The sequence below is a fragment of the Chlorobium sp. KB01 genome (assembly GCF_001975465.1).
Lineage (GTDB): Bacteria > Bacteroidota > Chlorobiia > Chlorobiales > Chlorobiaceae > Chlorobium.
Genome location: NZ_MPJE01000070.1, coordinates 34,096 through 57,500 on the forward strand (window position 1 = coordinate 34,096; position 23,405 = coordinate 57,500).

Consider the following 23,405-nt stretch of genomic DNA (forward strand, 5'->3'; position numbering starts at 1 on the left):
GTCGGGCTGTCAGGCTCAGGGATTGAAAATATCGTTTATGAGAATGAATGCAAAGAGTGCCAGCAAAAGTGCCATGCCGATCTGCTGGATACGCATCTTTGCCTCGAAAGGTAATTCCCGTCCAATAATCCCTTCCACGGCGTTGAGCACAAACTGGCCTCCGTCAAGCGCAGGAACCGGAAGAATGTTGATGATAGCAAGCGAGATCGAGAGCATTGAGAGAAAATAGAGGAAGCTGACCGGGCCCTGTTCAGCACTTCTGCTCGCTATTTTGGCAATCTTGATGGGGCCTCCTACCGATTTGCGGAAATCCTCCTCACCGGAGAAAATTTTTCCAAATCCCTGGACGGTCATGACGCTCATTTTCCAGCTCTGGTTGATACCGCTGAGTATTGAGCCGCCGACACCGAGTTTTCTTCGTTCGCTGGCGATTGTCTGTTTGAGTGAAATACCTATTTTTCCGGCTTTGCTCGGTACAACAGTGGTTACAAATGCGCGGCCTTCAGTGCGGAGTTTTTCAGCACTGATCTCTCTGCCCTGCACAGGCGCCATATAGTACCAGGTAATGCTGATGGGTTTGGAGGCATTTGCGGAGATGATTCCGACAACTTCGGTCCAGTCTGTTACCGGGAATCCATTGATGGCGGTAATGAGTCCTCCGGATTTTATTCCTGCCAGACTGGCAGGCTGCTGCGCCAGCGCTTCATCAATGACCGGCGGAATGGTTGGTCGTATGCCGAGCCCCTGCTGATCGTTGATGCGCGACATGATGTTCGACGGCGCATTGATCGTGATGTTTTTCCCGTCGCGATCAATCGTATAGGCGAGTGTTCGGGCGGTCAGCAGTTCAGGATCAAGCACCTCCTCCCAGCTTGGCAGGGATTTGCCGTTCACAAGAACAAACCGGTCGCCTGTTTTCATGCCCATCGTTTCAAAAACCGAGCCTTTTTCAACGAAAGCCGGGCTTTTGATGCTTGTTCTTGATTCACCGAGAACAAGGGTAAGGCCGATAAAGATGAGGGTAGCAAGAATCATGTTCATGGCTACTCCGCCTGCAAGCACAATCAGACGCTGCCAGGCTGGTTTGGCACGGAACTCCCATGGTTCCGGCTTTGTGTTCTGAAAGTCTGTATCGAGGCTTTCATCGACCATACCGGCAATCTTGACATAGCCGCCGAGAGGGAACACGCCTACTCCGTATTCGGTCTCACCGATCTTCTTTTTCCAGAGCCGCATGTCGAAAAAATCGAATCCGATGTAGAATTTGTCGACCCGCATGCCGAAGAGTTTCGCCGTCAGAAAATGACCGAGTTCATGGGCCGTTACCAGAATGAAGATGGCGAGAATGAAAAAAAATGCCGTACTCAGATTGTCCATAGGTAGCCTTCGTTTCAAGAGAGCACACCATTCGCCCCTCGTTTATGGGCGAATGGTGTGCTCTTGTTGGTTTGCTCGGTTATGAGATAAATTTGGTTGCCGTATCCCTGGCCCAGCGGTCAGCCATCAGGTACTCGTCAAGTTCGACCGGTGTGAATGCATCGTGGGCCTGCATGGTTTTTTCGACCGTGGCGGCAATATCGACAAAAGCGATTTTCTTGTCAAGAAATGCGGCTACGGCAATCTCATTCGCAGCATTCAGTACTGCCGGGTAGGTCCGGCCGGCTTTCAGTGCGTCAAATGCGAGTCGAAGAGCCGGGAATCGAACCATATCGGGTTCCTCAAACGTCAGGGTTCCGATTTTTATCAGGTCCAGTTTCTGGATGCCGCTTATGCACCTTTCCGGGTATGAGAGGGCATAGGCAATCGGAGCGCGCATGTCGGGTGCACCCAACTGGGCAATGACGCAACCGTCTATATATTCAACCATGGAGTGAATGATACTCTGGGGATGAACCACAACACCGATCTTTTCCGCAGGCATGTTAAAGAGCCAGTGAGCTTCAATCACCTCAAGGCCTTTGTTCATCATGGTTGCGGAGTCAATGGTGATTTTTGCGCCCATGCTCCACTGGGGATGTTTCAGCGCCTGTTCGAGGCCGACGTTTTTCAGCTCTTCAGCTGATGTATTCCGGAACGGTCCCCCTGAAGCCGTCAGAATGATGCGTTCGACATCCTCGGTGCGGTGACCTTCAAGCGACTGGAAAATGGCTGAGTGCTCACTGTCAACAGGCAGAAGCTGCACCTTATGCTTTTTTACAAGATCAGATACCAGCTGCCCTGCAACCACAAGCGTCTCCTTGTTGGCCAGAGCGATATGTTTTCCGGTCTTTATGGCGCTTACCGTAGGCAGCAGGCCTGCTGCGCCGACAATAGCCGAGACCACCATATCCGGTCCGTCTGCGGAGGCAATGGCTGAAGCGCCGTCACTTCCTGACAAAATAGCAGGTTTGTACTCCCCCAGAAGGGCATGCAGTTTTGCTATGGACTCTTCATCCCTGACGGAAACTGCTTCAGGTCTGAACTCCCTGATCTGTTCAGCAAGCAGAGTGATATCCCGGCCAGCGGCAAGACCGGTTACGTTGAATTTATCCGGGTGCTGCCTTACAACATCAAGGGTACTGACACCGATGGAGCCGGTAGAGCCGAGAATGGCTATTGATCGCATAATGATGAAGAAAAAAGGTTGCCGCTGTATGCTGGTCCTGCAATTTATTTGTTCTGCACGTCGAATGCTTCATGCTCCCAAGAATGTCAGGATGCATGATAATAAACAGGGGGACCCTTGAGTAATAACATGGTTGGCCTGAATTTATGCTTTTTCGTGAAGGCATACAAATTGCCGGAATGGAGAGCTTGCTTTGAGTGATTTTTCTGTTTGTTCTTCCGGGGAATTTATACTATACTTATGACCTTTCACGGGTTCCTAGCTCAGTTGGTTAGAGCGGCTGGTTTACACCCAGTAGGTCGGGGGTTCGAATCCCTCGGGACCCACACACATCACTACATGATAAAAAAGGCAGGTGATCTCCTGCCTTTTTTATTGCCATTTTTTCTGATCGGTTACATTAAAACGGTAAAGCCGCAAAACGAGTGGTCCGGAGCCATCTCCATTCGTTTTATTCCGGTGACCCGGGCGCGGGATGGCCCTTTTTCTGCCCGTCTGAACAGCTCATCAAGCGTTTCCTCTGCTCCCTGAACCTCGATTTCAACGGTGCCGTCGGGCCTGTTTTTTACCCACCCATCCAGATGCAGCTCATTGGCAACCCGGTCAATGAACATTCTGAACCCTACACCCTGTACAAGACCGGACACGGTCAAATGCATCCTTTTCTGCATAAACCTGAATGCTCAGTTTTCAGGTATGTTTCGAGCCTCTTTGAGTCGTGCGACAGCGGCTTCAAGTTCAGCCTGCTCGGTATCGCTGAGAGGCGCAGAACCATTTGCAGGCGATTCTTTCGGATCGGTTGCTGTTTCAGCGCTCTCTTCATCAATGTCCGGGAGTGGCTCCTCTTCGAGATGAACAGGAAAAAGTCCCTCCGGTCGTTTCCCGAGAATCTCCTCAATCTGACTGTACTGCAGCATCTCCTTCAGCAGCAGTTCAGAGGCGAGCTTTTCAAGTTTTTCGCGGTTCCGGGTAAGGAGCTCGGTGACTTTGATACGGGACTCTTCGATGATAGTCATGACCTCCCTGTCGATAAGTCGTGCGGTCTCTTCACCGTACTTTTTGTCGATGCCGGGGCTGCCGTAGTAGGGGTTGTTGCTCTCAAAGAAGGAGAGGTTGCCGAGCTTGTCACTCATGCCGTAAACCATCACCATGTTGTAGGCTATACTGGTGACCTTTTCAAGGTCATTCTGCGCTCCGGTCGAGATTTCATTGAAGATGATCTGTTCGGCAATGCGGCCTCCGAGCAGACTGCATATTCGCGCAAGAAGCTCGTTTTTCGTCATGAGATAACGATCTTCAAGCGGGATATTCATGGTATAGCCGAGTGCGCTCATTCCTCGCGGAACGATGGATATTTTCTGCACCGGATCGTTCTCCGGCATCATCCAGCCGACAATGGCATGGCCGGCTTCATGATAGGCTACGATCTGCTTTTCACGCGGGTTGATCACCTTGTTCTTTTTCTCAAGTCCGGCCACAACCCGTTCTATGGCATCTTCAAAATCTTTCATTTCAATGCTCTGCTTGTTTCGGCGTGAGGCAAGCAGGGCAGCTTCGTTTGCAGCATTGGCAATTTCCGCACCGGCAAACCCCGGAGTCTGCGAGGCGAGTGCCTTCAGATTGACATCTGCAGAGAGCGAAAGCTTTTTGGTGTGCACCTTGAAAATATCGATACGTCCTTTCAGATCCGGTTTATCGACCATGATCTGACGGTCAAAACGGCCGGGCCGGAGCAGGGCGGAATCGAGCACGTCAGGCCGGTTGGTTGCAGCCATCAGGATTACCCCCTTGTCGGTTGCAAATCCGTCCATTTCGACCAGCAGCTGGTTGAGGGTGTTCTCCCTCTCGTCATTGGCGCCCATCATGGCACCTTTGCCCCGGCTGCGGCCCACAGCGTCAATTTCATCAATAAAGATGATACAGGGGGCTTTCTCCTTGGCCTGCTTGAAAAGATCGCGGACTCTTGCGGCACCGACACCGACAAACATCTCAACAAAATCCGAGCCGCTGATGCTGAAAAACGGTACATCGGCCTCTCCGGCTACGGCCTTGGCAAGAAGGGTTTTTCCGGTACCGGGAGGGCCCACAAGCAGTACCCCTTTCGGCAGCTTGCCGCCGAGCGTGGTATACTTTTTCGGATCCTTGAGGAAATCGACTACCTCCATGACTTCGGCTTTTGCCTCATCAAGTCCGGCTACATCCTTGAATGTTATGCGGGTATGCTCATCCAGGTTTTCATAAAGTGCAGCCTTGTTTTTGCTGATATTCATGAACTGTGAGCCTGGTCCACCCATACGACGGAATACAAAAAAGTAGATGCCGAGAAGCAGGGCGAACGGGAGAATCCATTGCAGCAGTTCGCTGATCCAGGTGCTGCTTGGCAAACCCTGGTATTTGATTCCCTTGCTTTCGAGCAGTTCAATCAGGCCGTCATCGCGTACCGGATTAACGAAAATTTCATCCGGCTTCGATGATGACTGGGGCAGGATCCCCGGCCCCTCTTTTTTCGGCTCCTTGACTGCAACACCGGTAACCGAACCCGGTTTGAGCTTGACATATATTCTTTCCGGCGCTATCTTGACCGATTCAATCTTGTTTTCAGCGATAAGTTTGCGGAATGTGCTGTAAGGTATTTCCTGTGTGGAGCCTGACCAGAAAAAGGCAAGCTGAATTCCGATGAGAAGAACAATAACAACCACATAGTACATTATCGAGAATTTCGGCCGCGGCAGGTTGCTTTCCGGTTCGTTTTTATAGGGATTTGAAGGTCTACTCGTTTTTTTTGACATCAATCAACAATCATGGTTATAATGACAGGCCTTGCTTCTCAGGGTATTAATGGCCTTTAATTTACGGGATTCTTTCATTTAATGAAGCATATCGCAAGAAAACATATTATATATTACAACTCTTAAAATGTATTCCTGCAGCTATAAGTTTCATTGCCGGCGCGGGTTTCATACCCGGATCTCTTCTTTCCATAGAGTTTTCTCTGCCCATGAAGGAGCGTTCCGGATTATTACAAAACGTGAGAGAGGGTGCTTATGAGTTCAGTTCGGGATAAGGCAAACCGCAGGATATCATCGTTGAAATCGCTCCTGTGTGTCGGGCTGGACAGCGATCCTGATAAAATCCCCGAACTTTTTTCGGTTTATGCAAATCCGGTTCTTGAGTTTAATCGTGCTGTTATAAGGGCAACCAGTGATGTAGCCGTCGCCTACAAGATCAATACCGCTTTCTACGAAGCAAGGGGTATTTCAGGCTTGCAGGATATGGAAAACACGCTCGGCTCTATTCCTGATGCCATTATGACTATTGCCGATGCCAAGCGTGCTGATATCGGCAATACCAGCAGAAAGTACGCCCGGGCATTTTTTGAACACTGGCCTTTTGATGCGGTGACGGTAGCCCCGTACATGGGATTTGATTCCCTTGAGCCTTTTTTTTCCTATGAGGAGAAGCTGGTTTTTGTTCTTTGCCTTACCTCAAATGAGGGGTCAGCTGATTTTGAGGAGAAGTTGATGCAGGATGGCAGCCCACTCTACCGGTCAGTTCTTGGTAAAGTTGCCTCCTGGAGCCGAAATGCAAATGCCGGTATTGTTGTTGGGGCGACAAAAAGCTCGCAGCTTGGCGAGATTCGCCGTGAAGCACCGGGTCTTTTTTTTCTTATTCCCGGAGTTGGCGCCCAGGGTGGATCTCTTGAAGAAGCGGTGGATCTTGGTGTTGATGCCGATCGCCAAAGTGCGCTGATCAATGTCAGCCGTGCGCTTATCTATCCCGAAGTTTCAGGATCGGGGCTGTTTTTATCCATTGACGACTATGAACTCGCTGTCGCTGAAGAAGCGAAGAAGATTTACGATGGGATGCGGCGTGTTTTATAGGCGGTGATGCGTTTGAACCGGAATCATTTTATATTGTTCTATTAGGAGACAAGGCCGCAACGTTGATTTTCGATCATTATTGCGGTTACAAAAGAGAGTTAAAAAAAACAGAGTATTATGTGTGGAATTGTTGGTTATATAGGCTGGCAGGAAGCTGCCCCTGTACTTTTGAAGGGCTTGAAAAGACTTGAATATCGTGGTTATGATTCGGCGGGAATCGCCCTCCTGAACGGCACCATTTCAGTTATGAAGCAGAAGGGCAATGTCAGCGGTCTGGAAACCGATACTGCCAAGCTCAGGGAAAAGATGCCGGGTGCGACGATTGGTATAGGCCATACCCGCTGGGCGACCCATGGTGATCCGAGTGACCGCAATGCACATCCCCATTTGAATGCCGCAGGGGATATTGCCGTTATCCATAACGGTATTATTGAAAATTACTCAGCCCTCAAGCAGGAGCTCATCTCCGAGGGCTATCAGTTTATCAGCGATACGGATTCAGAGGTGCTTGTTCATCTTATCGACTGGTTATGGAAAAAAGATGCCTCCCTTGATCTTGAGTCAGCGACCCGCACGGCGCTTCGTCATGTTGACGGAGCCTACGGTCTCTGTGTTATCTCATCGCGTGAGCCCGACAGGATTGTTGTTGCACGCAAGGGCAGTCCTCTGGTGATCGGTATCGGCGAAGGGGAGTTTTTTATCGCTTCCGATGCGGCACCTATCGTCGAGCATACCAATAAGGTCGTTTACCTCTCTGACGGAGAGCTTGCCGTGGTGACCAAGGAGGGTTATTCGGTCAAGACCATCGAGAATGTCGAACAGGAAAAGCTGGTTACCGAACTTGATTTTTCCCTTGAAAAAATAGAGAAAGGCGGTTTCGAACATTTTATGCTCAAGGAGATCTTTGAGCAGCCGAGCGTCATGCATGATGTGATGAGAGGGCGTGTTCGTCTTGAGGAGGGACGAGTCTGTCTTGGCGGAATTGAGGATTATCTCGACCGCCTCAAACAGGCCAAGCGTATTGTAATATGCGCCTGCGGTACGAGCTGGCATGCAGGCCTGATCGGTGAGTACCTTATTGAGGAGTTTGCCCGGATTCCTGTTGAGGTGGATTATGCCTCGGAGTTCAGGTATCGTAACCCTATTGTCGGTAAAGATGATGTTGTGATCGTTATCTCCCAGTCGGGTGAGACTGCCGATACGCTGGCGGCTCTGCGAACGGCAAAGGAGAAAGGTGCTCTCGTTATGGGTATATGCAACGTTGTCGGCTCCACCATTGCCCGTGAAACCCTTTGTGGTATGTACACACATGCCGGTCCGGAGGTCGGTGTCGCCTCGACCAAAGCGTTTACAGCCCAGGTTATCATGCTCTATATGCTGGCCATGGCGCTCAGTAAAGGGAGGACCATCTCCCACGATGAGATTATCCTTAACCTCACAGAGTTGGCCGACCTGCCGGCAAAGGCAGACAGGATTCTCAATCTTGACAGCCAGATCAGGGATATCGCTGAACGGTTCAAGGACGCAAAGAACTTTCTCTATCTTGGTCGCGGTTATAACTTTCCTGTTGCACTTGAAGGGGCGCTCAAGCTCAAGGAGATCTCCTATATCCATGCGGAAGGTTACCCTGCCGCAGAGATGAAACACGGGCCGATCGCCCTGATTGACGAGGATATGCCGGTAATTTTTATTGCAACCCGCGACAGCACCTATGCCAAGATTTTGAGCAATATCGAAGAGGTCCGCAGCCGTAAAGGAAGGGTCATCGCTATTGCCAGCGAGGGAGACAAGGAGGTTGCCCGCCTGGCCGAGCATGTTATCTATATTCCCCAGGCCTCAGGCCCCATTACGCCGCTCCTGACGGTGATTCCTCTGCAGTTGCTTGCCTATCATATCGCGACACTTCGCGGCTGCAATGTTGACCGTCCGAGAAACCTCGCCAAATCGGTGACTGTGGAGTAAGCATGCTCCTTTATAAGAGGAGAGCAGGTGTTTTAACGGCAGAAAGCCGGGAAGGGTAGCCCCCTGCTCCCGGCTTTCTTGTTTTTATCCGAACCCTGTACGGGAATTATTATCAATAGTTACCCGTTCAATAATCACTTGAACAACGATATTTTGTCATCAAATCCTATAATTCTATGCAAGGTCATATTGTTATTACCGGAGCTACCGGAGTGATCGGTGTTGAACTTGCTCGGAAGTTGATTGAGCGGGGAGAGAAGGTTGTTCTGTTTGCCAGATCGCCTGATACTGCTGAACAAAAAGTCCCCGATGCTGCCGGATATGTCAGATGGGACTCGGATATGGCGGATGGCGCGTGGAGCGGCTTTATCAGCGGCGCTAAAGGTGTGATTCACCTTGCAGGAAAGCCGCTTCTTGAAAGCCGCTGGAGTGACGAGCACAAGAAGGAGTGTTATAATTCCAGAATTTCAGGTACCCGCCACATTGTTTCGGCGATTGCCGGTGCAGAGGAAAAACCGGGGGTTTTTATTTCCGCAACGGCGATTGGTTACTATGGTTCATTTGAGCGGTGCGCCGATACATCCGATTTGTTTGAATCTGCTCCCCAGGGAAGTGATTTTCTTGCTAAAATCTGTATTGACTGGGAAAAAGAGGCGCTCGCTGCCGAAAAAACCGGAGTACGACTTGTGCTGCTGAGAACCGGAATAGTCCTTTCGACCAAAGGGGGTATGCTGCAGAAGATGATTACCCCTTTCTCCTGGTTTCTTGGTGGGCCTGTAGGTTCCGGCCTCCAGTGCATTTCCTGGATTCACCTTGATGACGAGATCAATTGCATTATTGAAGCACTTGATAACCCTGCATACAGGGGGGCGATTAACGCAGTCAGCCCGGAACCTGTTACCATGAAAGAGTTTGCTGCTCAGCTTGGGGCGGTTCTCGGCAGGCCATCCCTTTTTCCGGTACCGAAGGTTGCGGTTCAGCTTCTTCTTGGAGAGGGGGCTGAGTACGCCGTGAAAGGCCAGAAAGTCAAACCCGGTTTTCTGCTTGAGCATGGTTTTGCTTTCAGCTATACCGGCCTCTCCGCCGCGCTGAGAGAGCTTATCGACAATCAGAAGTAAACGTTTTATTAAAAAAATAACGGAGTATGCCATGGGAACCAGGGGACGGGAAATAGTCGGGGAGCATCTTCCTCGAGTTCTTGAACTGCTTAACAAGGCATTTGCTGATGAGTGGCTGGCCTATTACCAGTACTGGGTTGGATCCAAGATCGTGCAGGGGCCGATGAAGGATGCGGTGATTTCCGAGCTTGTCCTGCATGCAGCTGATGAATTACGGCATGCCGATATGATTACGGCAAGGATTATTCAGCTTGGAGGCACACCCATTGCCTCGCCGCGCGATTGGTTTACCTTTGCAAACTGTGGATATGCTGTACCCGATGACCCCTTTGTGAAAAAGATTCTTGAACAGAATATTTCGGGAGAGCAGTGTGCTATCAATGTCTATAACAGCATTATCAGTGAAATAGGGCTCAAGGATCCTGTTACCTATAATCTTGCAGTACAGATTCTCCAGGATGAGGTGGAGCATGAAGAGGATTTACAGGCGCTTCTTGAAGATCTCGGCGTCTTTCTTGTCCGGCAGTAGCGGGTATCATATTTCTGCAATAAAAAAAGCCAGGCGGTTGCCTGGCTTTTTTAGTAACAAAAAAGAGTGTAACGAATTAATAGCGATCTCTTCTTGCCGGCCTTTCTTCGCGAGGCCTCGCTTCGTTTACCTTTATAGTGCGGCCTTTCAAATCTTTGTCATTCATTGATTCGATGGCTTCACGAGCTTCACTGTCATTAGGCATATCAACAAATCCGAACCCTTTGGAGCGGCCTGAAAACTTGTCGGTAATGATGTTTGCGCTATCGACCTGTCCGAACTGGGAGAACGCATCGCGAAGATCATCTTCAGAAACAGTGTAAGGCAAATTGCCAATGTAAATATTCATTGTTAGTCTGAGTAAGCATGTGCATTGATAGAAAGAGACGCCGGCAAGTAACCAAAGCACAAATTACTTGCATAGCGATCAGCCAACCATTGGCTGATTTCTGAGCACAATTTACCGTAATTAATAATGTATTTCAAAAAATAATTACAACCACTGCCGTAATACGCCCTTGCTTTACAGGGAGGACTATCGTGAATGTTTTGCCCTGCATGTTTCTGTTTCCTTCAACCTGACAGAGACTATTCTGATGGTCTGAGAGAAGATGCCGTATTCACATCTTCTGGTGATGTTCAGGAATTCCTGTTGATAAAAGAGACTGAAATTCTACTTATTTGTAATAAAATGTGACTAATTTTTTGCTTTACATTAAAAATTAATTACATTTTTGTTGTTATCATTAAAAATTAAGGTTTAAATAATTACAATTAATCCGGTTATGAGGAAAAAAGTTTTAACGGCCCTGCTGCTTTTACCGGCAGCATTGTTGTTTCAAAGTAGTGCCTGGGCCGCTGATGCTATAGCTACTGACAGTGGAACCACATCGTGGATGCTGACGTCTACAGCTCTGGTGTTGCTCATGGTTCCTGGACTTGCCATGTTCTATGGCGGACTTGTCCGTACCAAAAACGTTATTGGTACCATGATGCACAGTTTTGCCGCAATGGTGATTATTGGTGTTCTCTGGCCGCTGGTCGGCTATTCGTTGAGCTTTGGTCCCGGTATTCTTGGCGGTTTTGTCGGGTGGAACGATAACTATTTCATGTTGCAGGGGATTGATGAAACGATCATGCCCACCCATATTCCTGAGTATGTGTTTGCCATGTTCCAGGGAAAATTTGCCATTATCACACCGGCCCTGATTGCCGGTGCCTTTGCCGAGAGGGTTAATTTCAAGGGGTATGCTGTTTTTATAGCGCTCTGGTGCATACTTGTCTATAGCCCGATTTGCCATTGGGTATGGGCCTCAGACGGCTTCCTTTTCAATCTTGGTGCTGCCGGAGCCATTGATTTTGCAGGGGGCACGGTTGTTCACATCTCTTCCGGTGTGACCGCTCTTGTTGCTGCGCTCTATCTTGGCAAACGGCGTGGTTATCCGAAAAACGTCATGCACCCTAATAATCTTGTCATGACTCTGATCGGAGCAGGGCTTCTCTGGGTAGGATGGTTCGGTTTCAACGCAGGAAGTGCTATAGCCAGTGACCTTGCCACCGCCAGAGCGCTGACGGTAACCCAGGTTGCCGCTGCAGCAGGCGCCTTTACCTGGATGGTTATTGAAATGTTTCAGCACGGCAAGGCAACCAGTCTCGGTGTTGCGTCCGGAATTCTTGCCGGTCTTGTTGCCATAACTCCGGCAGCAGGAGTTGTGCAGCCTTCAGGCGCCTTTGCTCTTGGTGCACTTGCGGCCATCTTCTGCTACAGTGCAATTTTGCTCAAGAGCAAACTTGGTTACGATGACAGTCTTGATGCATTTGGCGTGCATGGTGTTGGTGGTATTGTCGGCGCTCTTGCTCTTGTGTTTTTTATTCGTCCGGCATGGATGGAGGCAGCGGCAGAAAAAGTCGGGGGTAGCTGGACAATCTGGCAGCAGCTTGGCGTTCAGGCAACTGCAGTGGGTGTTACTATTGTGTATGCTGCGGTTGTTTCCTTTATTCTGCTCTTCATTGTAGAAAAAACAATCGGCTTGCGTATCAGCGAAGATGATGAAATGTCCGGTCTCGATCACAGTATGCATGGTGAGCATGGATATGGTCTTATCAACCTTAATTAATTTCTTTACATGAAACTGATAACTGCAATCATAAGGCCGGACCGTCTCGACCATGTTCGGGAAGCACTGATCCAGGCCGATATAACAAGAATTACCGTAAGCCGGGTTACCGGTCATGGCAGGCAGGAGGATATTGATATCTATCGGGGCCAGAAAATAGCGCCCAACCTGATTCCGAAAATCAGGCTTGATATTGCGGTCAATGATGAGTTTGTTGATATTACGGTGGATACCATCATCAATGCAGCAAGTCATGGTGAAGGCGAGATCGGTGCAGGAAAGATTTTCATTTCGCCGCTTGAGGAGTGCATTCGTATCCGTACCAAGGAGCGGGGCGGCAAGGCGATATAGTAAACGTCACCGATTACACTGACGGTGAAAAAGGGGCAGAGGGGGATTCTCTCTCTGCCCTTTTTGTGTTTAGCGGCTCTCTTTATTCATGCTTAAGAGCAGTATGAGTCCCGACCATCGAAGTAATTGTACGGCGGAATAAGGTAACCAGAGAGGCCCTATTTTACCGGTTCAGACGGGGCCTGAAGTGGGGCTGATAGTAACGGTGGCAATTTCCAGTCAGGAAAATAGGTATTCAGAAATGCTTCGGCATTACTGTCACCAAGCCTTGCCGCCTGACGAAAGTCATCATAGCGCCCAGCAAGATCGCCGGTTTTGCTTTTGGCAATGCCCCGGTGAAAAAATGCACCGGCCATTTTTTTGTCGAGTTCAATAACCTTGGTAAAGTCAGCAATAGCTTCATTGTAAAATCCGGTCATATTATAAATAATGCCCCGATTGAAATAGCCGACAGCCTTGAAGTATGGCTCACCGTATTCGATGACCAACGTGTAGTCGTTGATAGCCTGCGGATATTTTTTCAATCGCTGTTGTGCTGCTCCGCGCATCTGGTAGGCCATGGCGAACACCGGATTGCTTTCAATAGCTCTGGAATAGAGTCTTATTGCTCCGCTCAGATCACCTTTCTGATGCTGGGCAAACCCTTCATCAAACAGGGTATTTGCTGAGTCCGCAAGGGCGAAATGGCCGGAATAAAGCAAACATGCCACAGTTAGAGATATGGCATACAGGATCCTTCTCATGAAAAGCCGCTCAATGGTGTCTTTGAAAAAAAGAGAGATTGCGGGGTTTGATTGCCGCACTATCAATATCTGATACTTTTCGGGAATTTGAAGTTTTTTTTTCTCCACGGGTAATGAACGCCGTCAAGGGGGTTTATTTGCGCATTTTCTGCCGCTTTTTCTATCTTGTTTCATTCAATATTTGTCAAACGGGCATCTCTTTAAATTGTCGTGAGCGGTTTGAGTACGAGGCGGAAGGAGCGCAGAAACCGGAATGTACATGGAGTACTTGAGGATTTCGAGCACCTGCCAGCGAAGTAATCGAATCGCGGAACAAATTAATAGAGGTGCCCCAACGTACCAGCCCCATAATGTTCAGGATCAGCCTTGACGAGTTTGAAGGGCCGCTTGATTTGCTGCTTTTTTTTATCAAGCGTGATGAACTGGATATTTATAATATTCCTGTTTCAAAGATAACTGCGGACTTTATCAGCTATATCAGCGAGGTCAGGATTCTGAATCTTGAAATTGCCGCAGAGTTTATCTATATGGCATCAATGCTGATGAGCATCAAGGCCAACATGCTGCTTCCGCGTCCGGCTGAGGATGGGACTCCATCCGATGAGTTTGATCCCCGTACGGAACTTGTGCAACGGCTTTTGGAGTATAAGCGTATCAAAGAGGCTTCAACTGCCCTGGATCAGCTTGCCCGGGAGCGGGAAACGCTTTTTGCCCGGAGTTTTTTTGAGGAGTTTGAACCTGAGGTAATTGACGAGCTGGATGAACCGGTCAATCGGCCGACACTCTACCATCTTATGCAGGCCTACAAGTCTGTGCTTGAAAACATGCCCCGTACGATGACCCGCAGCGTTTCGGATGCACCGGTAACGGTTGAAGAGCAGACCCTGCTCATTCTGAAGAGACTTGAAGCAGAGGTTCAGGTTTCGTTTACTTCCGTGCTTGAAGGCATCACGGAACGCATTATCCTTGTTGTTACTTTTCTTGCCGTGCTCGAAATGTGTAAAAACCGCCGAATTACTGTGCTGGTCAAAGATGGCCATGATGATTTCTGGATTACCCAGAGAGCCGGGTCTTGATACCCGGAGACAACCTTGTAATACTTTTGATACATGCCGGAAATTACCCCTTTCAGGGCCATTCTCTATAGCCCCGATCTGCTGAAGAGTGCAGACGCACTGATATGCCCGCCCTACGATGTAATCTCTCCCGAATTTCAGGCGCAGCTCTATCAGGGCTCTTTTTTTAATGCCATCCGTCTTGAGTTGCCGATGGAGTCTGATCCCTATGCCGCGGCGGCTGAGCGTCTGGCTGAGTGGCTGCATGGGGGTGAACTGCTGAAGGAGAGAGAGCCTGCGATCTACCCCTATTTTCAGACCTTTGAGGATTCTGAAGGCAGAAAACATACCCGGAACGGATTTTTTTCGGCGATGCGCCTTTATGACTTTTCGGAAAAAAAGGTACTGCCGCATGAAAAAACCCTCTCAGGCCCGAAAGCCGACCGTCTGAACCTGTTCCGGAAAACCAGAGCCAACATCAGCCCCATTTTCGGTCTCTACGCCGATGAATCCAAAACGGCTGATCGTGTGATGCAGGCCTTTGCCGAATCAAATGAACCGGTTGTTGATGCGCTCTTTCAGGGAGTGCGAAACCGGATGTGGAGGATAACTGACCCGGCCCTTATCGCTACACTCCAGGCATCGCTCCTGAACCGGCCGGTCTATATTGCTGACGGACATCACCGTTATGATACCGGAGTAAACTATCGCAATGAGAGTGCATCCGCAAACCCCTCTCACAGCGGCAGTGAACCCTATAATTTCATCCTGACCTATCTGGCCAATATTTATGATGAAGGGCTGCTGATTTTTCCGATTCACCGGCTGGTGCACAGTCTGGAAGGATTTGATCCCGCCAGTTTAAAAACAAGGCTTGAGGAGTTTTTTGCTGTGAGCGAACTCAAGGATCGGGAAGCCCTGAAAGCATTTCTTGATGGTGAGCCATCCAGCTATGCCTACGGCGTTGTTTCAAAGGGAGTGGTGCTCGGCATCGCTCTGAAAACCGATCCAAAACCGCTGCTTGATCCTGCCCGTCCGGAGGCTCTCCAGCGTCTCGGTCTGGTGCTTCTGCACGATCTCATTCTTGGCCGCCTGCTTGGCATCACGCAGGACTCAATGGCAAAACAGAGCAATCTGACCTATGTGAAGGATGACCGTGAGGTGTTTGCTGCGGTTGACTCCGGCAAGGTGCAGGTGGGTTTTGTGGTCAAGCCGACTACGGTTGAGCAGGTGCTGGCTGTTTCGGAGACAGGCGAGGTTATGCCCCAGAAGTCAACCTTTTTCTATCCGAAACTCATGACCGGCCTTCTTTTTAATCCGCTGGATTGACCGCTTATGATCCGGGAGTTCCACTCGCACTCTGCCGATGAGACCCGCCGATACGCACGGGAGTTTGCTGCAGGATTGCATGACGGTGATGTTGTTTCGCTCTGCGGTGACCTGGGTGCGGGTAAAACCAAGTTCATGCGGGGAATTACGGAGTTTTTTGTTTGCGAAGATCAGCTTTCAAGCCCGACATTTCCTTTGTTTAATATTTATGAAGGGACACTGCGCGGAGAGCCGGTTACCCTCCATCACTTTGATCTCTACCGGATAGAGTCACAGAGGGAGCTTGAGGCTATCGGGTTTGATGAATACCTCTCCTCGGCCTTTCTCTCCGTTGTGGAGTGGGCAGACCGCTTTCCTGAGTACACCCGATTCTACACCGCAACGGTCAGGCTTGAACGTACCGGTGAAGAGAGCCGCAAGATTGTTATAAATAGAAACCATTGATGAATATCCTCGCTATAGAGTGCACTCATGCACATTTGAGCGTAGCGCTTTTGACCGAAAGCGGAGCTGTTACGGAAGTGTTAAGTGCAGAGTGGAAAAAGGCGGCGGAAACGCTTGTGCCGCTTATTGAACAGGTTATTGGTGACTCGGGGCTTGACCGGCTCGAGCTTGATGCCATTGCTGTCTCATCCGGGCCGGGTTCGTTTACCTCACTGCGTATCGGGATGTCGGTTGCCAAAGGTGTTGCCTACGGTCTCGGTTTGCCGCTCATTCCGGTGCCCACCATGCCGACAATAGCTGCATCGCTTCCGGATAAAGCAGGTAAGATCATGGCGGTTGTTCCTTCCCGCAAAGGGGAGTACTACTATGCAATCTATAATCAGGATGATCTTGCTTCAGGCCTCTGGCACGACGAGGTTGAGAGAGGTTCCGCTGCTGATGTTGCAGCCGCAGCCGCCGGAAACCCAGGAGTTGTTGTTGTCGGTCGCGGGCTTTCCGAGATTATCCCGCTGCTTGCGGGTTCATGCGCAGTATACAGAGAGGCCGATTTCTTTACCGCCAAATCCCTTATTCCCCACGCCCTTCGACTCTTCTCCGGTGCCGATGCCGCAGAACTTAACGCCGTTACCCCCGATTACCGCCAGATGTTTACCCCCAATGGAGGCAAAGGGTGAGGTTTTGTTCGAAAGCATTTTGACAATTGCAGGTTATTTGACTGCGAAGTTTGCCTCCAATCTCAGGCAATGGAACTAATTCCTTTTCGTGATATAAGAGAAAGGAGTTTCAATGTTGTGCCTGCTGGTTTCTTTTGTCCTCGTTCCCATTGGCTTACTGACTCTTTTGAAACGTTCAGGTAAAGTGCAAAAACCATTTGGCTAACCTCCTCTCGTTCACGCAAGGCCTTGATTTCCTCTGCGCTGAATGGATGAACTGGAGTCAAACAAGATTCATCAAAATGGCGCATTGTACGCTTGTCAATCACGCCAGCCTCGAACATGTCAGCAACGGTTTCGTGAACCGCTGCAAGGGCATCGCTTTTGTATGTTTTAGTCTTACTCATAACATTTAACAGCCTTGAGGGCGCCCGTCTGAATTAATTTGTTAAGTTTGTCATCGGAAAGGGCAAATGTGATTTTTGCCAGTTCCTTGTACTCTTTGACATCAGCCTTGGATATGTTTTCCTGTTCATTTTTGGGGAACCCGTAAACGAAAAAAGCCTTTTCTCCATGACGGTAAAAAATGATAGTCCGAAATCCGCCTGATTTACCTTCATGAAGTCGAGCAATTCTCTGCTTGATGACTCCGCCTCCATAATCAGCATCAATTAGTCCATTTTCGGCATCCTTTACTGCCTTGCAAAGCCTGCCGTCACTGATGCCTTCATCCTTGGCGAACTTGGCAAACCATCTGTTTTTGAAAATCCGCACGGTTGATCTTAAGTATTGGGATTTTTTTATCCTTTAAATGTATAAAACCAGGTTCTACTATTCAAATTTATTAAGATTTGACAACCGCCGGGCGTGCTTCCGTCGCTGATCGACGTAAGAGCGTAACACAGCGTTGATTTTTGTCTGGTAGCCCTTTCCCTCACTGCGGAAAAATTCTATGATGTCGTAGTCAACGCGCATGTTAAGTACAACCTTCGGCTGAGGCAGCTCAACCGAAGTTGTTGACCAATCAACCACCATACCTGCTTCGTCGGGATCGTCAGCAATAGCAGCTTCAATTTCCGCATAAGTCATAGCCGCAGCTACAGCCCAGTTGCTTTTGCTTTCACCACGCTTCTGCATTGCAATCAACTCTTCATCCGTATATCTGACGATTCGCCCGTTCTTCTCCATGTCGTGCCCTCCTGAAATAATTCTCCGGTTCTTTTCGGCTTGTTCAAACAAGGTACATAATCCATACGCATTGTGTATACACGATAAACCAATGGCAATCCTTATTTCGTAGCGCTTTTTGCTTGGTCAGCTTATAGTCTTACATTTATTTTGATTTAGTCAGTCTATAAGATTACAATTATGGAAAAAAAGTCATTACAGATAGAGCAACTCAACAGCAAAATGCAGGTCGTTGCTGAAATAAAAAAAATCACCCCCCCTCCAACCGGCTGGATAAAAGCAGTGCGTTCAGCGCTGGGGATAACGCTGCAGCAGTTGGGCAATAAGATTTCTATTACAAAACAAAGCATTCAGGATATTGAGCGAAGGGAAAAAGAGGGCTCTGTTACGCTCAAAACCCTGAGGGATGTCGCCAATGCTTTGGATATGGAGATGGTTTATGGTTTCGTACCAAGAGATGGTTCACTGGATGCTCTTATTGACCGGAAAGCAAAAGAGCTGGCCACTCAAATTGTGTTGCGTACGTCCAACACCATGATGCTCGAAGAGCAGCAGAACTCCCCGCAGCGTCTTCAAAAAGCCATCGAAGAGAAGACGGCTGACCTTAAATATGAAATGCCCAAACAGTTGTGGGATTAAAATGTCCATTCATCATGCATATGCTTTTCGCCTGAACGCAAACCATTCGAGGCCGGGGAGAACTCCCTGGCTTTTTTTGTGTCAGTGAGCGGGCTTTTTTGTATGTTCACGTGATACTTATTCTTGCCGCTTTGCAGCTTTTTTGTTGCTTTGTGGCTATAAGTTGTTATAAAATATGGTAAATATATGAACAGCGGAGTTTTATGAGCAGTCTGAAAAAGAAAGGAAAAGAGACGGCAGATCAGGTAAAAGAGGTGGCGATCAGTGAATTGCTGGCAAAAAGAAGTGCCGAACTGGCGCTTGAGAAAAAATGTGAGGATGTAAAGATTCTTGACCTCCGGGGTCTGACCTCGATAACGGATTTTTTTGTCATTGTAACTGCTGATTCGGAGCGCAAGGCAAAAGCTGCGGCGGAGCATATTGTTGATGAGCTGAAAGAGGATGATGAGCGTCCGATGCACGTTGAGGGTATGGATTCAATGCATTGGATACTGCTTGATTATGTCGATGTTGTTGTCCATATCTTTATGGAGGATGAGCGTCGTTTTTATGATCTTGAATCGCTCTGGTCTGATGCCCCGTCAGTTCTTGTGAGCTGAGATTCAATCTTATTTTATAAAGCTTTCTCGTGTTGCAATTGGATGCATCATGAGAGAATTATGATGGATTTATATACATTTAGAGGTTGAGTTATTACTATCAATTATCTCCCAGGATTTAGCTATGCAGCGTGAAAGAATACTCCCGATCAGTATTGAAGAAGAAATGCGGGGTTCTTATCTCGATTATTCTATGTCGGTTATTGTCAGTCGAGCGCTGCCCGATGTTCGGGACGGTCTGAAACCGGTTCACCGCCGGGTACTTTACGGCATGCACGAGCTTGGCCTGCAGGCAGGCAAGCCGCATAAAAAGTCAGCCCGTATTGTCGGTGAAGTGCTTGGAAAGTTCCATCCCCACGGTGATACAGCCGTATATGACAGTCTTGTACGCCTTGTACAGGACTTCTCCATGCGTTACCCGCTGATTGACGGACAGGGTAACTTTGGCTCTGTTGACGGCGACTCTCCGGCGGCCATGCGATACACCGAGGTTCGCATGAAGGCCATTGCCGGTGAAATGCTGAAAGATCTCGATAAAGGTACTGTTGATTTTGCACTGAACTTTGATGACTCCCTTGAGGAGCCGACGGTTCTGCCTTCCGCTATCCCTAACCTTCTTGCCAACGGTTCATCCGGTATCGCTGTCGGTATGGCAACCAACATCCCGCCCCAGAATCTCAGGGAGATTGTTGACGGCATGATCGCCCTGATTGCCAATCCGGAGCTTGAGGTTGCCGATCTCATGAAATTTGTCATTGCTCCTGATTTTCCGACAGGAGGTATTATCTATGGTTATGAGGGTGTCCGGAACGCCTACATGACCGGCAGGGGCAAGGTGGTTATCCGTGCCCGTGCTCTTGTTGAAGTTACCCAGAAAAACGGGCGTGAATCCATAATCGTTACCGAGCTGCCCTATCAGGTCAACAAGGTTCGTCTGATTGAGAAAATTGTTGAGCTGGTTCACGATAAAAAGCTTGAAGGCATTGCCGACATCCGTGATGAGTCAGACCGTGACGGTATGCGTCTGGTTATAGAGCTGAAGCGTGATGCCGTAGCCAAGGTTGTACTGAACAACCTCTACAAGCATACTCCGATGCAGGATACCTTCGGGGTGATCATGCTTGCTCTTGTTGACGGTGTGCCGAGGGTGCTCAATCTCAAAGAGATGATGATCTACTACATCAAGCATCGCAATGAGATTGTTTTGCGCCGCACCCGCTACGATCTTGATACCGCAGAAAAGAGAGCCCATATTCTTGAAGGACTGAAGATCTGTCTGGACAATCTTGATGAGGTGATCACCACCATCCGCCACTCTCCCGATGCGAATACGGCGCAGGAGAAGCTCATGGAGCGTTTCGGTCTTTCCGAGTTGCAGTCAAAGGCTATCCTTGAGATGCGCCTGCAGCGTTTGACCGGCATGGAGCGCAAAAAGATCGATATGGAGTACACCGAGACACTTGCCCTTATCGAGGAGCTTAAATTTATTCTCAGCAGTCCCGAGAAGCAGATGGAGATTATCCGCGAAGAGCTGCTCAAGGTCAGAGAGGTCTACGGCGATGCCCGCCGCACGGAGATTGTTCCCCAGGAGGGCGACTTCTCCATAGAGGATATGATCGCGCAGGAAGATGTGGTGATAACCATTACCCATGACGGCTTCATCAAGCGCTTCCCGGTTTCGGGATACCGCCGTCAGGCGCGTGGTGGCAAAGGGGTAACAGGCGCACAGGCAAAGCATGATGACTTTATCGAGCATATGTTTATTGCCTCGACGCACAACTATATTCTCTTTTTCACCAATCGGGGTCGCTGCTACTGGCTTAAAGTCTACGAAATTCCGGAGGCCGGAAGAGCGGCAAGGGGCAGGGCTCTGGCCAATATCATGGAGCTTCAGCCGGGTGAAAAGATCAGGGCATATATCAACATCCGTAATTTTGACGAGCCGGGATTCATTGTAATGGCGACGAGCAACGGTATTGTTAAAAAAACACCGCTCGACGATTTTTCACATCCAAGGCGTAACGGTATTGCCGCCATCACCATAGAGGAGCATGACGAGCTTCTCGATGCCCGTCTGACCGATGGCGAGCACCAGATTATACTGGCCAAGAGCTCCGGTTTTGTTGTTCGTTTTGCCGAGGCTGAAATCCGCTCCATGGGCCGTACCGCCATGGGCGTCAAGGGCATCACGCTCGACGAGGGTGAAAAATGTATCTCCATGGTCACCACCAAGCGCTTTGACACAGCACTGCTTGCTGTAACCGATAACGGCTTCGGCAAGAGGAGCCGTGTCGAGGATTATCGTCTTACACGGCGAGGCGCAAGAGGGGTCATTACACTCAAGGCGCATGAAAAGATCGGAGCCCTTGTCGGCCTGCTCGATGTCAATGATGATGATGATCTGATTATCATCACAACGCACGGCATTGTCAACCGTCAGCATGTATCCGACATCCGCCTCACAGGAAGGAACACTTCCGGTGTTCGTCTTGTCAGACTGATGGCCGGGGATGTAATTTCCGCGCTGGCAAGAGTGCCGAAGAGTGACGATGAGGGGGACAGTGATTTCCCGATTGAAGATGCAGATGGCCAGATCGATCTGTTTGTCTGAGGCCGAATTGTTGAAGAATCGAATTTTTTCTTAAACAGGAGCAGAACTATGGAACAGAAAAAACCTTACATCATCAAGGAGCAGCCGGGTACAAAGTACTATTGTGCATGCAGCAAGTCGAAGAATCTGCCCTACTGTGACGGTTCCCACAAAGGGAGCGGCCTGCATCCGGTGAAGGTTGAGATTGATGAGGAAAAAACCGTCGCAATTTGCAGTTGCGGCCTGTCAGCAAATCCGCCTTACTGCGATGGCTCCCACAAGAGTGCGCAGTAGTTGATGCGGTTATCTTACTATTAAATCAACGACGAACGATTCCATGGCTCGACCGAAAAACGTTAAACATATTTTTGTTACCGGAGGAGTGATCTCCTCGCTCGGCAAGGGAATCCTTTCTGCATCATTGGGCATGTTGCTCAAGTCACGCGGCTTGAGGGTGGCCATACAGAAATATGATCCCTATATCAATGTGGATCCCGGTACCATGTCCCCCTATCAGCACGGAGAGGTCTATGTAACCGATGACGGAGCTGAAACCGACCTTGATCTTGGTCACTACGAGCGGTTTCTCGATGAATCTACCTCGCAGTCCTCCAACCTGACCATGGGACGGGTCTATAAATCGGTCATTGACAAGGAGCGCAGGGGAGAGTACCTTGGCGCAACGGTCCAGGTTGTTCCTCATGTGATTGATGAGATCAAGGACCGGATGGCCGAACTTGCCAAAAACGGCAATCTTGATGTCCTTATTACCGAGATCGGCGGCACGATCGGCGATATCGAGTCACTTCCGTTTCTTGAGGCAATGCGCCAGATGAAGCTGGAGATGGGCGATCGCAACATGCTCAATATCCATCTCACCTTTGTCCCCTACATCAAGGCGGCCAGTGAACTGAAAACAAAGCCGACGCAGCACAGCGTAAAAATGCTGCTCGAAACCGGAATCCAGCCGGATATCCTTGTCTGCCGCAGTGAAAAACCGCTGTCACGCGAAATCAAAAACAAGGTGGGTCACTTCTGTAACGTCAACGATCTCGATGTTATCGGTCTGAATGACTGCGACACCATCTATGATGTTCCTCTGCTGCTGCTCAAGGAAAAGCTTGATCTTCGGGTGCTCAAGAAGCTTGGCCTGAAGAAATACAAGGAGCCGAATCTTGAATACTGGCGTGAGTTCTGCAACAAGATCAAGTTCCCGGAGGAGGGAGAGGTCACCATTGGTATCTGCGGCAAGTACACCGAGTATCCGGATGCCTACAAGTCGATTCTTGAGGCATTCATTCATGCAGGGGCCAGTAACAATGTGAAGGTAAATATCAAGCTGCTCCGGGCTGAGGATGCCGAAATCAACACCTTCAACCTCTCAAAAGAGCTTGAAGGTGTCAGCGGTATTCTTGTGGCTCCCGGTTTCGGAGACCGGGGCATTGAGGGCAAAATCAATTTCATCCGCTATGCCAGGGAGAAAAATGTTCCGTTTTTCGGTATCTGTCTCGGCATGCAGTGTGCTACAATAGAGTTTGCGCGCAACGTGTGCGGCTTGCAGGATGCCAACTCCACCGAGTTCAACAAGCGTACCCGTTTCCC

The 23,405-nt window shown here is 49.3% G+C and carries 24 protein-coding genes and 1 tRNA gene (1 of these 25 running past the window's edge); 16 read left to right on the top strand and 9 right to left on the bottom strand.

All coding sequences use genetic code 11. The features are described from left to right. Positions 1 to 15: 15 nt before the first annotated feature. Positions 16 to 1,377 (bottom strand): RIP metalloprotease RseP, encoded by a 1,362-nt coding sequence (gene rseP, locus BOO20_RS07835; RefSeq protein WP_076791866.1) that lies wholly within the window; start codon positions 1,375 to 1,377, stop codon positions 16 to 18. A 79-nt stretch (positions 1,378 to 1,456) separates the two neighbouring features. Beyond that, the gene (locus BOO20_RS07840; RefSeq protein WP_076791868.1) at positions 1,457 to 2,605 is read right to left on the bottom strand and encodes a 1-deoxy-D-xylulose-5-phosphate reductoisomerase; all 1,149 of its coding nucleotides are present in this window, start codon (positions 2,603 to 2,605) and stop codon (positions 1,457 to 1,459) included. Positions 2,606 to 2,857: 252 nt separating this feature from the next. On the opposite strand from BOO20_RS07840, the gene BOO20_RS07845 reads away from it, so the two are divergent. Next, positions 2,858 to 2,931 (top strand) — tRNA-Val (locus BOO20_RS07845). A 69-nt stretch (positions 2,932 to 3,000) separates the two neighbouring features. On the opposite strand, the gene BOO20_RS07850 is transcribed toward BOO20_RS07845, so the two are convergent. Then, positions 3,001 to 3,276: an acylphosphatase gene (locus BOO20_RS07850; RefSeq protein ID WP_076791869.1), complete on the bottom strand. Its 276-nt coding sequence runs from the start codon at positions 3,274 to 3,276 to the stop codon at positions 3,001 to 3,003. Positions 3,277 to 3,288: 12 nt separating this feature from the next. Further along, entirely contained in the window at positions 3,289 to 5,394 is a 2,106-nt protein-coding gene (gene ftsH / locus BOO20_RS07855; protein WP_076791871.1) for an ATP-dependent zinc metalloprotease FtsH, read from the bottom strand. Between the two features lie 255 nt (positions 5,395 to 5,649). Here ftsH and pyrF point away from each other — a divergent pair, with 255 nt between their 5' ends. The 4 genes from pyrF (at position 5,650) to BOO20_RS07875 (ending at position 10,095) form a co-directional block, all read left to right on the top strand. Beyond that, positions 5,650 to 6,486, top strand: a complete 837-nt coding sequence (gene pyrF, locus BOO20_RS07860) for an orotidine-5'-phosphate decarboxylase (RefSeq protein ID WP_076791903.1) — start codon at positions 5,650 to 5,652, stop codon at positions 6,484 to 6,486. A 117-nt stretch (positions 6,487 to 6,603) separates the two neighbouring features. Continuing rightward, positions 6,604 to 8,448 carry a glutamine--fructose-6-phosphate transaminase (isomerizing) gene (gene glmS / locus BOO20_RS07865; protein ID WP_076791873.1) on the top strand — a complete coding sequence of 615 codons (1,845 nt, stop codon included), beginning with the start codon at positions 6,604 to 6,606 and terminating at the stop codon, positions 8,446 to 8,448. Positions 8,449 to 8,624: 176 nt separating this feature from the next. Next, complete coding sequence (locus BOO20_RS07870) at positions 8,625 to 9,566, top strand: TIGR01777 family oxidoreductase (RefSeq protein ID WP_076791874.1); 942 nt, start codon at positions 8,625 to 8,627, stop codon at positions 9,564 to 9,566. 31 nt (positions 9,567 to 9,597) lie between these two features. Next, positions 9,598 to 10,095, top strand: a complete 498-nt coding sequence (locus BOO20_RS07875) for a ferritin-like domain-containing protein (RefSeq protein WP_076791876.1) — start codon at positions 9,598 to 9,600, stop codon at positions 10,093 to 10,095. A 76-nt stretch (positions 10,096 to 10,171) separates the two neighbouring features. On the opposite strand, the gene BOO20_RS07880 is transcribed toward BOO20_RS07875, so the two are convergent. Continuing rightward, positions 10,172 to 10,444 (bottom strand): RNA-binding protein, encoded by a 273-nt coding sequence (locus BOO20_RS07880; protein WP_076791877.1) that lies wholly within the window; start codon positions 10,442 to 10,444, stop codon positions 10,172 to 10,174. Between the two features lie 436 nt (positions 10,445 to 10,880). On the opposite strand from BOO20_RS07880, the gene BOO20_RS07885 reads away from it, so the two are divergent. Next, positions 10,881 to 12,212: an ammonium transporter gene (locus BOO20_RS07885; protein WP_076791879.1), complete on the top strand. Its 1,332-nt coding sequence runs from the start codon at positions 10,881 to 10,883 to the stop codon at positions 12,210 to 12,212. A 9-nt stretch (positions 12,213 to 12,221) separates the two neighbouring features. Next, positions 12,222 to 12,563: a P-II family nitrogen regulator gene (locus BOO20_RS07890; protein WP_076791880.1), complete on the top strand. Its 342-nt coding sequence runs from the start codon at positions 12,222 to 12,224 to the stop codon at positions 12,561 to 12,563. 158 nt (positions 12,564 to 12,721) lie between these two features. On the opposite strand, the gene BOO20_RS07895 is transcribed toward BOO20_RS07890, so the two are convergent. Then, positions 12,722 to 13,306: a tetratricopeptide repeat protein gene (locus tag BOO20_RS07895; protein ID WP_076791905.1), complete on the bottom strand. Its 585-nt coding sequence runs from the start codon at positions 13,304 to 13,306 to the stop codon at positions 12,722 to 12,724. A gap of 350 nt (positions 13,307 to 13,656) precedes the next feature. Between BOO20_RS07895 and BOO20_RS07900 the strand changes: the two genes are divergently transcribed. From BOO20_RS07900 to tsaB, 4 genes are read left to right on the top strand one after another with little or no spacing between them, the layout of a single operon-like run. Continuing rightward, positions 13,657 to 14,382 (top strand): ScpA family protein, encoded by a 726-nt coding sequence (locus tag BOO20_RS07900; protein WP_076791882.1) that lies wholly within the window; start codon positions 13,657 to 13,659, stop codon positions 14,380 to 14,382. A gap of 33 nt (positions 14,383 to 14,415) precedes the next feature. Beyond that, positions 14,416 to 15,690 (top strand): DUF1015 domain-containing protein, encoded by a 1,275-nt coding sequence (locus tag BOO20_RS07905; RefSeq protein WP_076791883.1) that lies wholly within the window; start codon positions 14,416 to 14,418, stop codon positions 15,688 to 15,690. Positions 15,691 to 15,696: 6 nt separating this feature from the next. Continuing rightward, on the top strand, positions 15,697 to 16,134 hold the full coding sequence (tsaE, locus tag BOO20_RS07910; RefSeq protein ID WP_076791885.1) for a tRNA (adenosine(37)-N6)-threonylcarbamoyltransferase complex ATPase subunit type 1 TsaE: 438 nt from the start codon (positions 15,697 to 15,699) through the stop codon (positions 16,132 to 16,134). Beyond that, positions 16,134 to 16,808: a tRNA (adenosine(37)-N6)-threonylcarbamoyltransferase complex dimerization subunit type 1 TsaB gene (gene tsaB, locus BOO20_RS07915; protein ID WP_076791886.1), complete on the top strand. Its 675-nt coding sequence runs from the start codon at positions 16,134 to 16,136 to the stop codon at positions 16,806 to 16,808. Before tsaE ends, tsaB begins: the two co-directional genes overlap by 1 nt. A 62-nt stretch (positions 16,809 to 16,870) precedes the next feature. On the opposite strand, the gene BOO20_RS07920 is transcribed toward tsaB, so the two are convergent. From BOO20_RS07920 to BOO20_RS07930, 3 genes are read right to left on the bottom strand one after another with little or no spacing between them, the layout of a single operon-like run. Then, positions 16,871 to 17,194 carry a DNA-binding transcriptional regulator gene (locus BOO20_RS07920; protein WP_006367370.1) on the bottom strand — a complete coding sequence of 108 codons (324 nt, stop codon included), beginning with the start codon at positions 17,192 to 17,194 and terminating at the stop codon, positions 16,871 to 16,873. Beyond that, on the bottom strand, positions 17,187 to 17,561 hold the full coding sequence (locus BOO20_RS07925) for a type II toxin-antitoxin system RelE/ParE family toxin (protein ID WP_076791887.1): 375 nt from the start codon (positions 17,559 to 17,561) through the stop codon (positions 17,187 to 17,189). Before BOO20_RS07925 ends, BOO20_RS07920 begins: the two co-directional genes overlap by 8 nt. Positions 17,562 to 17,618: 57 nt before the next feature. Next, positions 17,619 to 18,026, bottom strand: coding sequence for a BrnA antitoxin family protein (locus tag BOO20_RS07930; RefSeq protein WP_233120925.1), 408 nt, complete (start codon positions 18,024 to 18,026; stop codon positions 17,619 to 17,621). 129 nt (positions 18,027 to 18,155) lie between these two features. Here BOO20_RS07930 and BOO20_RS07935 point away from each other — a divergent pair, with 129 nt between their 5' ends. The 5 genes from BOO20_RS07935 to BOO20_RS07955 form a co-directional block, all read left to right on the top strand. Next, positions 18,156 to 18,614: a mobile mystery protein A gene (locus BOO20_RS07935; protein WP_076791890.1), complete on the top strand. Its 459-nt coding sequence runs from the start codon at positions 18,156 to 18,158 to the stop codon at positions 18,612 to 18,614. Between the two features lie 203 nt (positions 18,615 to 18,817). Continuing rightward, positions 18,818 to 19,213 carry a ribosome silencing factor gene (gene rsfS, locus BOO20_RS07940; protein ID WP_076791892.1) on the top strand — a complete coding sequence of 132 codons (396 nt, stop codon included), beginning with the start codon at positions 18,818 to 18,820 and terminating at the stop codon, positions 19,211 to 19,213. A gap of 124 nt (positions 19,214 to 19,337) precedes the next feature. Next, positions 19,338 to 21,824: a DNA gyrase subunit A gene (gene gyrA / locus BOO20_RS07945; protein ID WP_076791893.1), complete on the top strand. Its 2,487-nt coding sequence runs from the start codon at positions 19,338 to 19,340 to the stop codon at positions 21,822 to 21,824. 48 nt (positions 21,825 to 21,872) lie between these two features. Then, positions 21,873 to 22,097, top strand: a complete 225-nt coding sequence (locus tag BOO20_RS07950; protein ID WP_076791895.1) for a CDGSH iron-sulfur domain-containing protein — start codon at positions 21,873 to 21,875, stop codon at positions 22,095 to 22,097. A gap of 43 nt (positions 22,098 to 22,140) precedes the next feature. Further along, positions 22,141 to 23,405, top strand: partial view of a CTP synthase gene (locus BOO20_RS07955; protein WP_076791896.1) — the 5' portion only. It continues 433 nt past the right edge of the window; the window shows 1,265 of its 1,698 coding nt (coding positions 1-1,265); its start codon is at positions 22,141 to 22,143; its stop codon lies beyond the right edge, outside the window.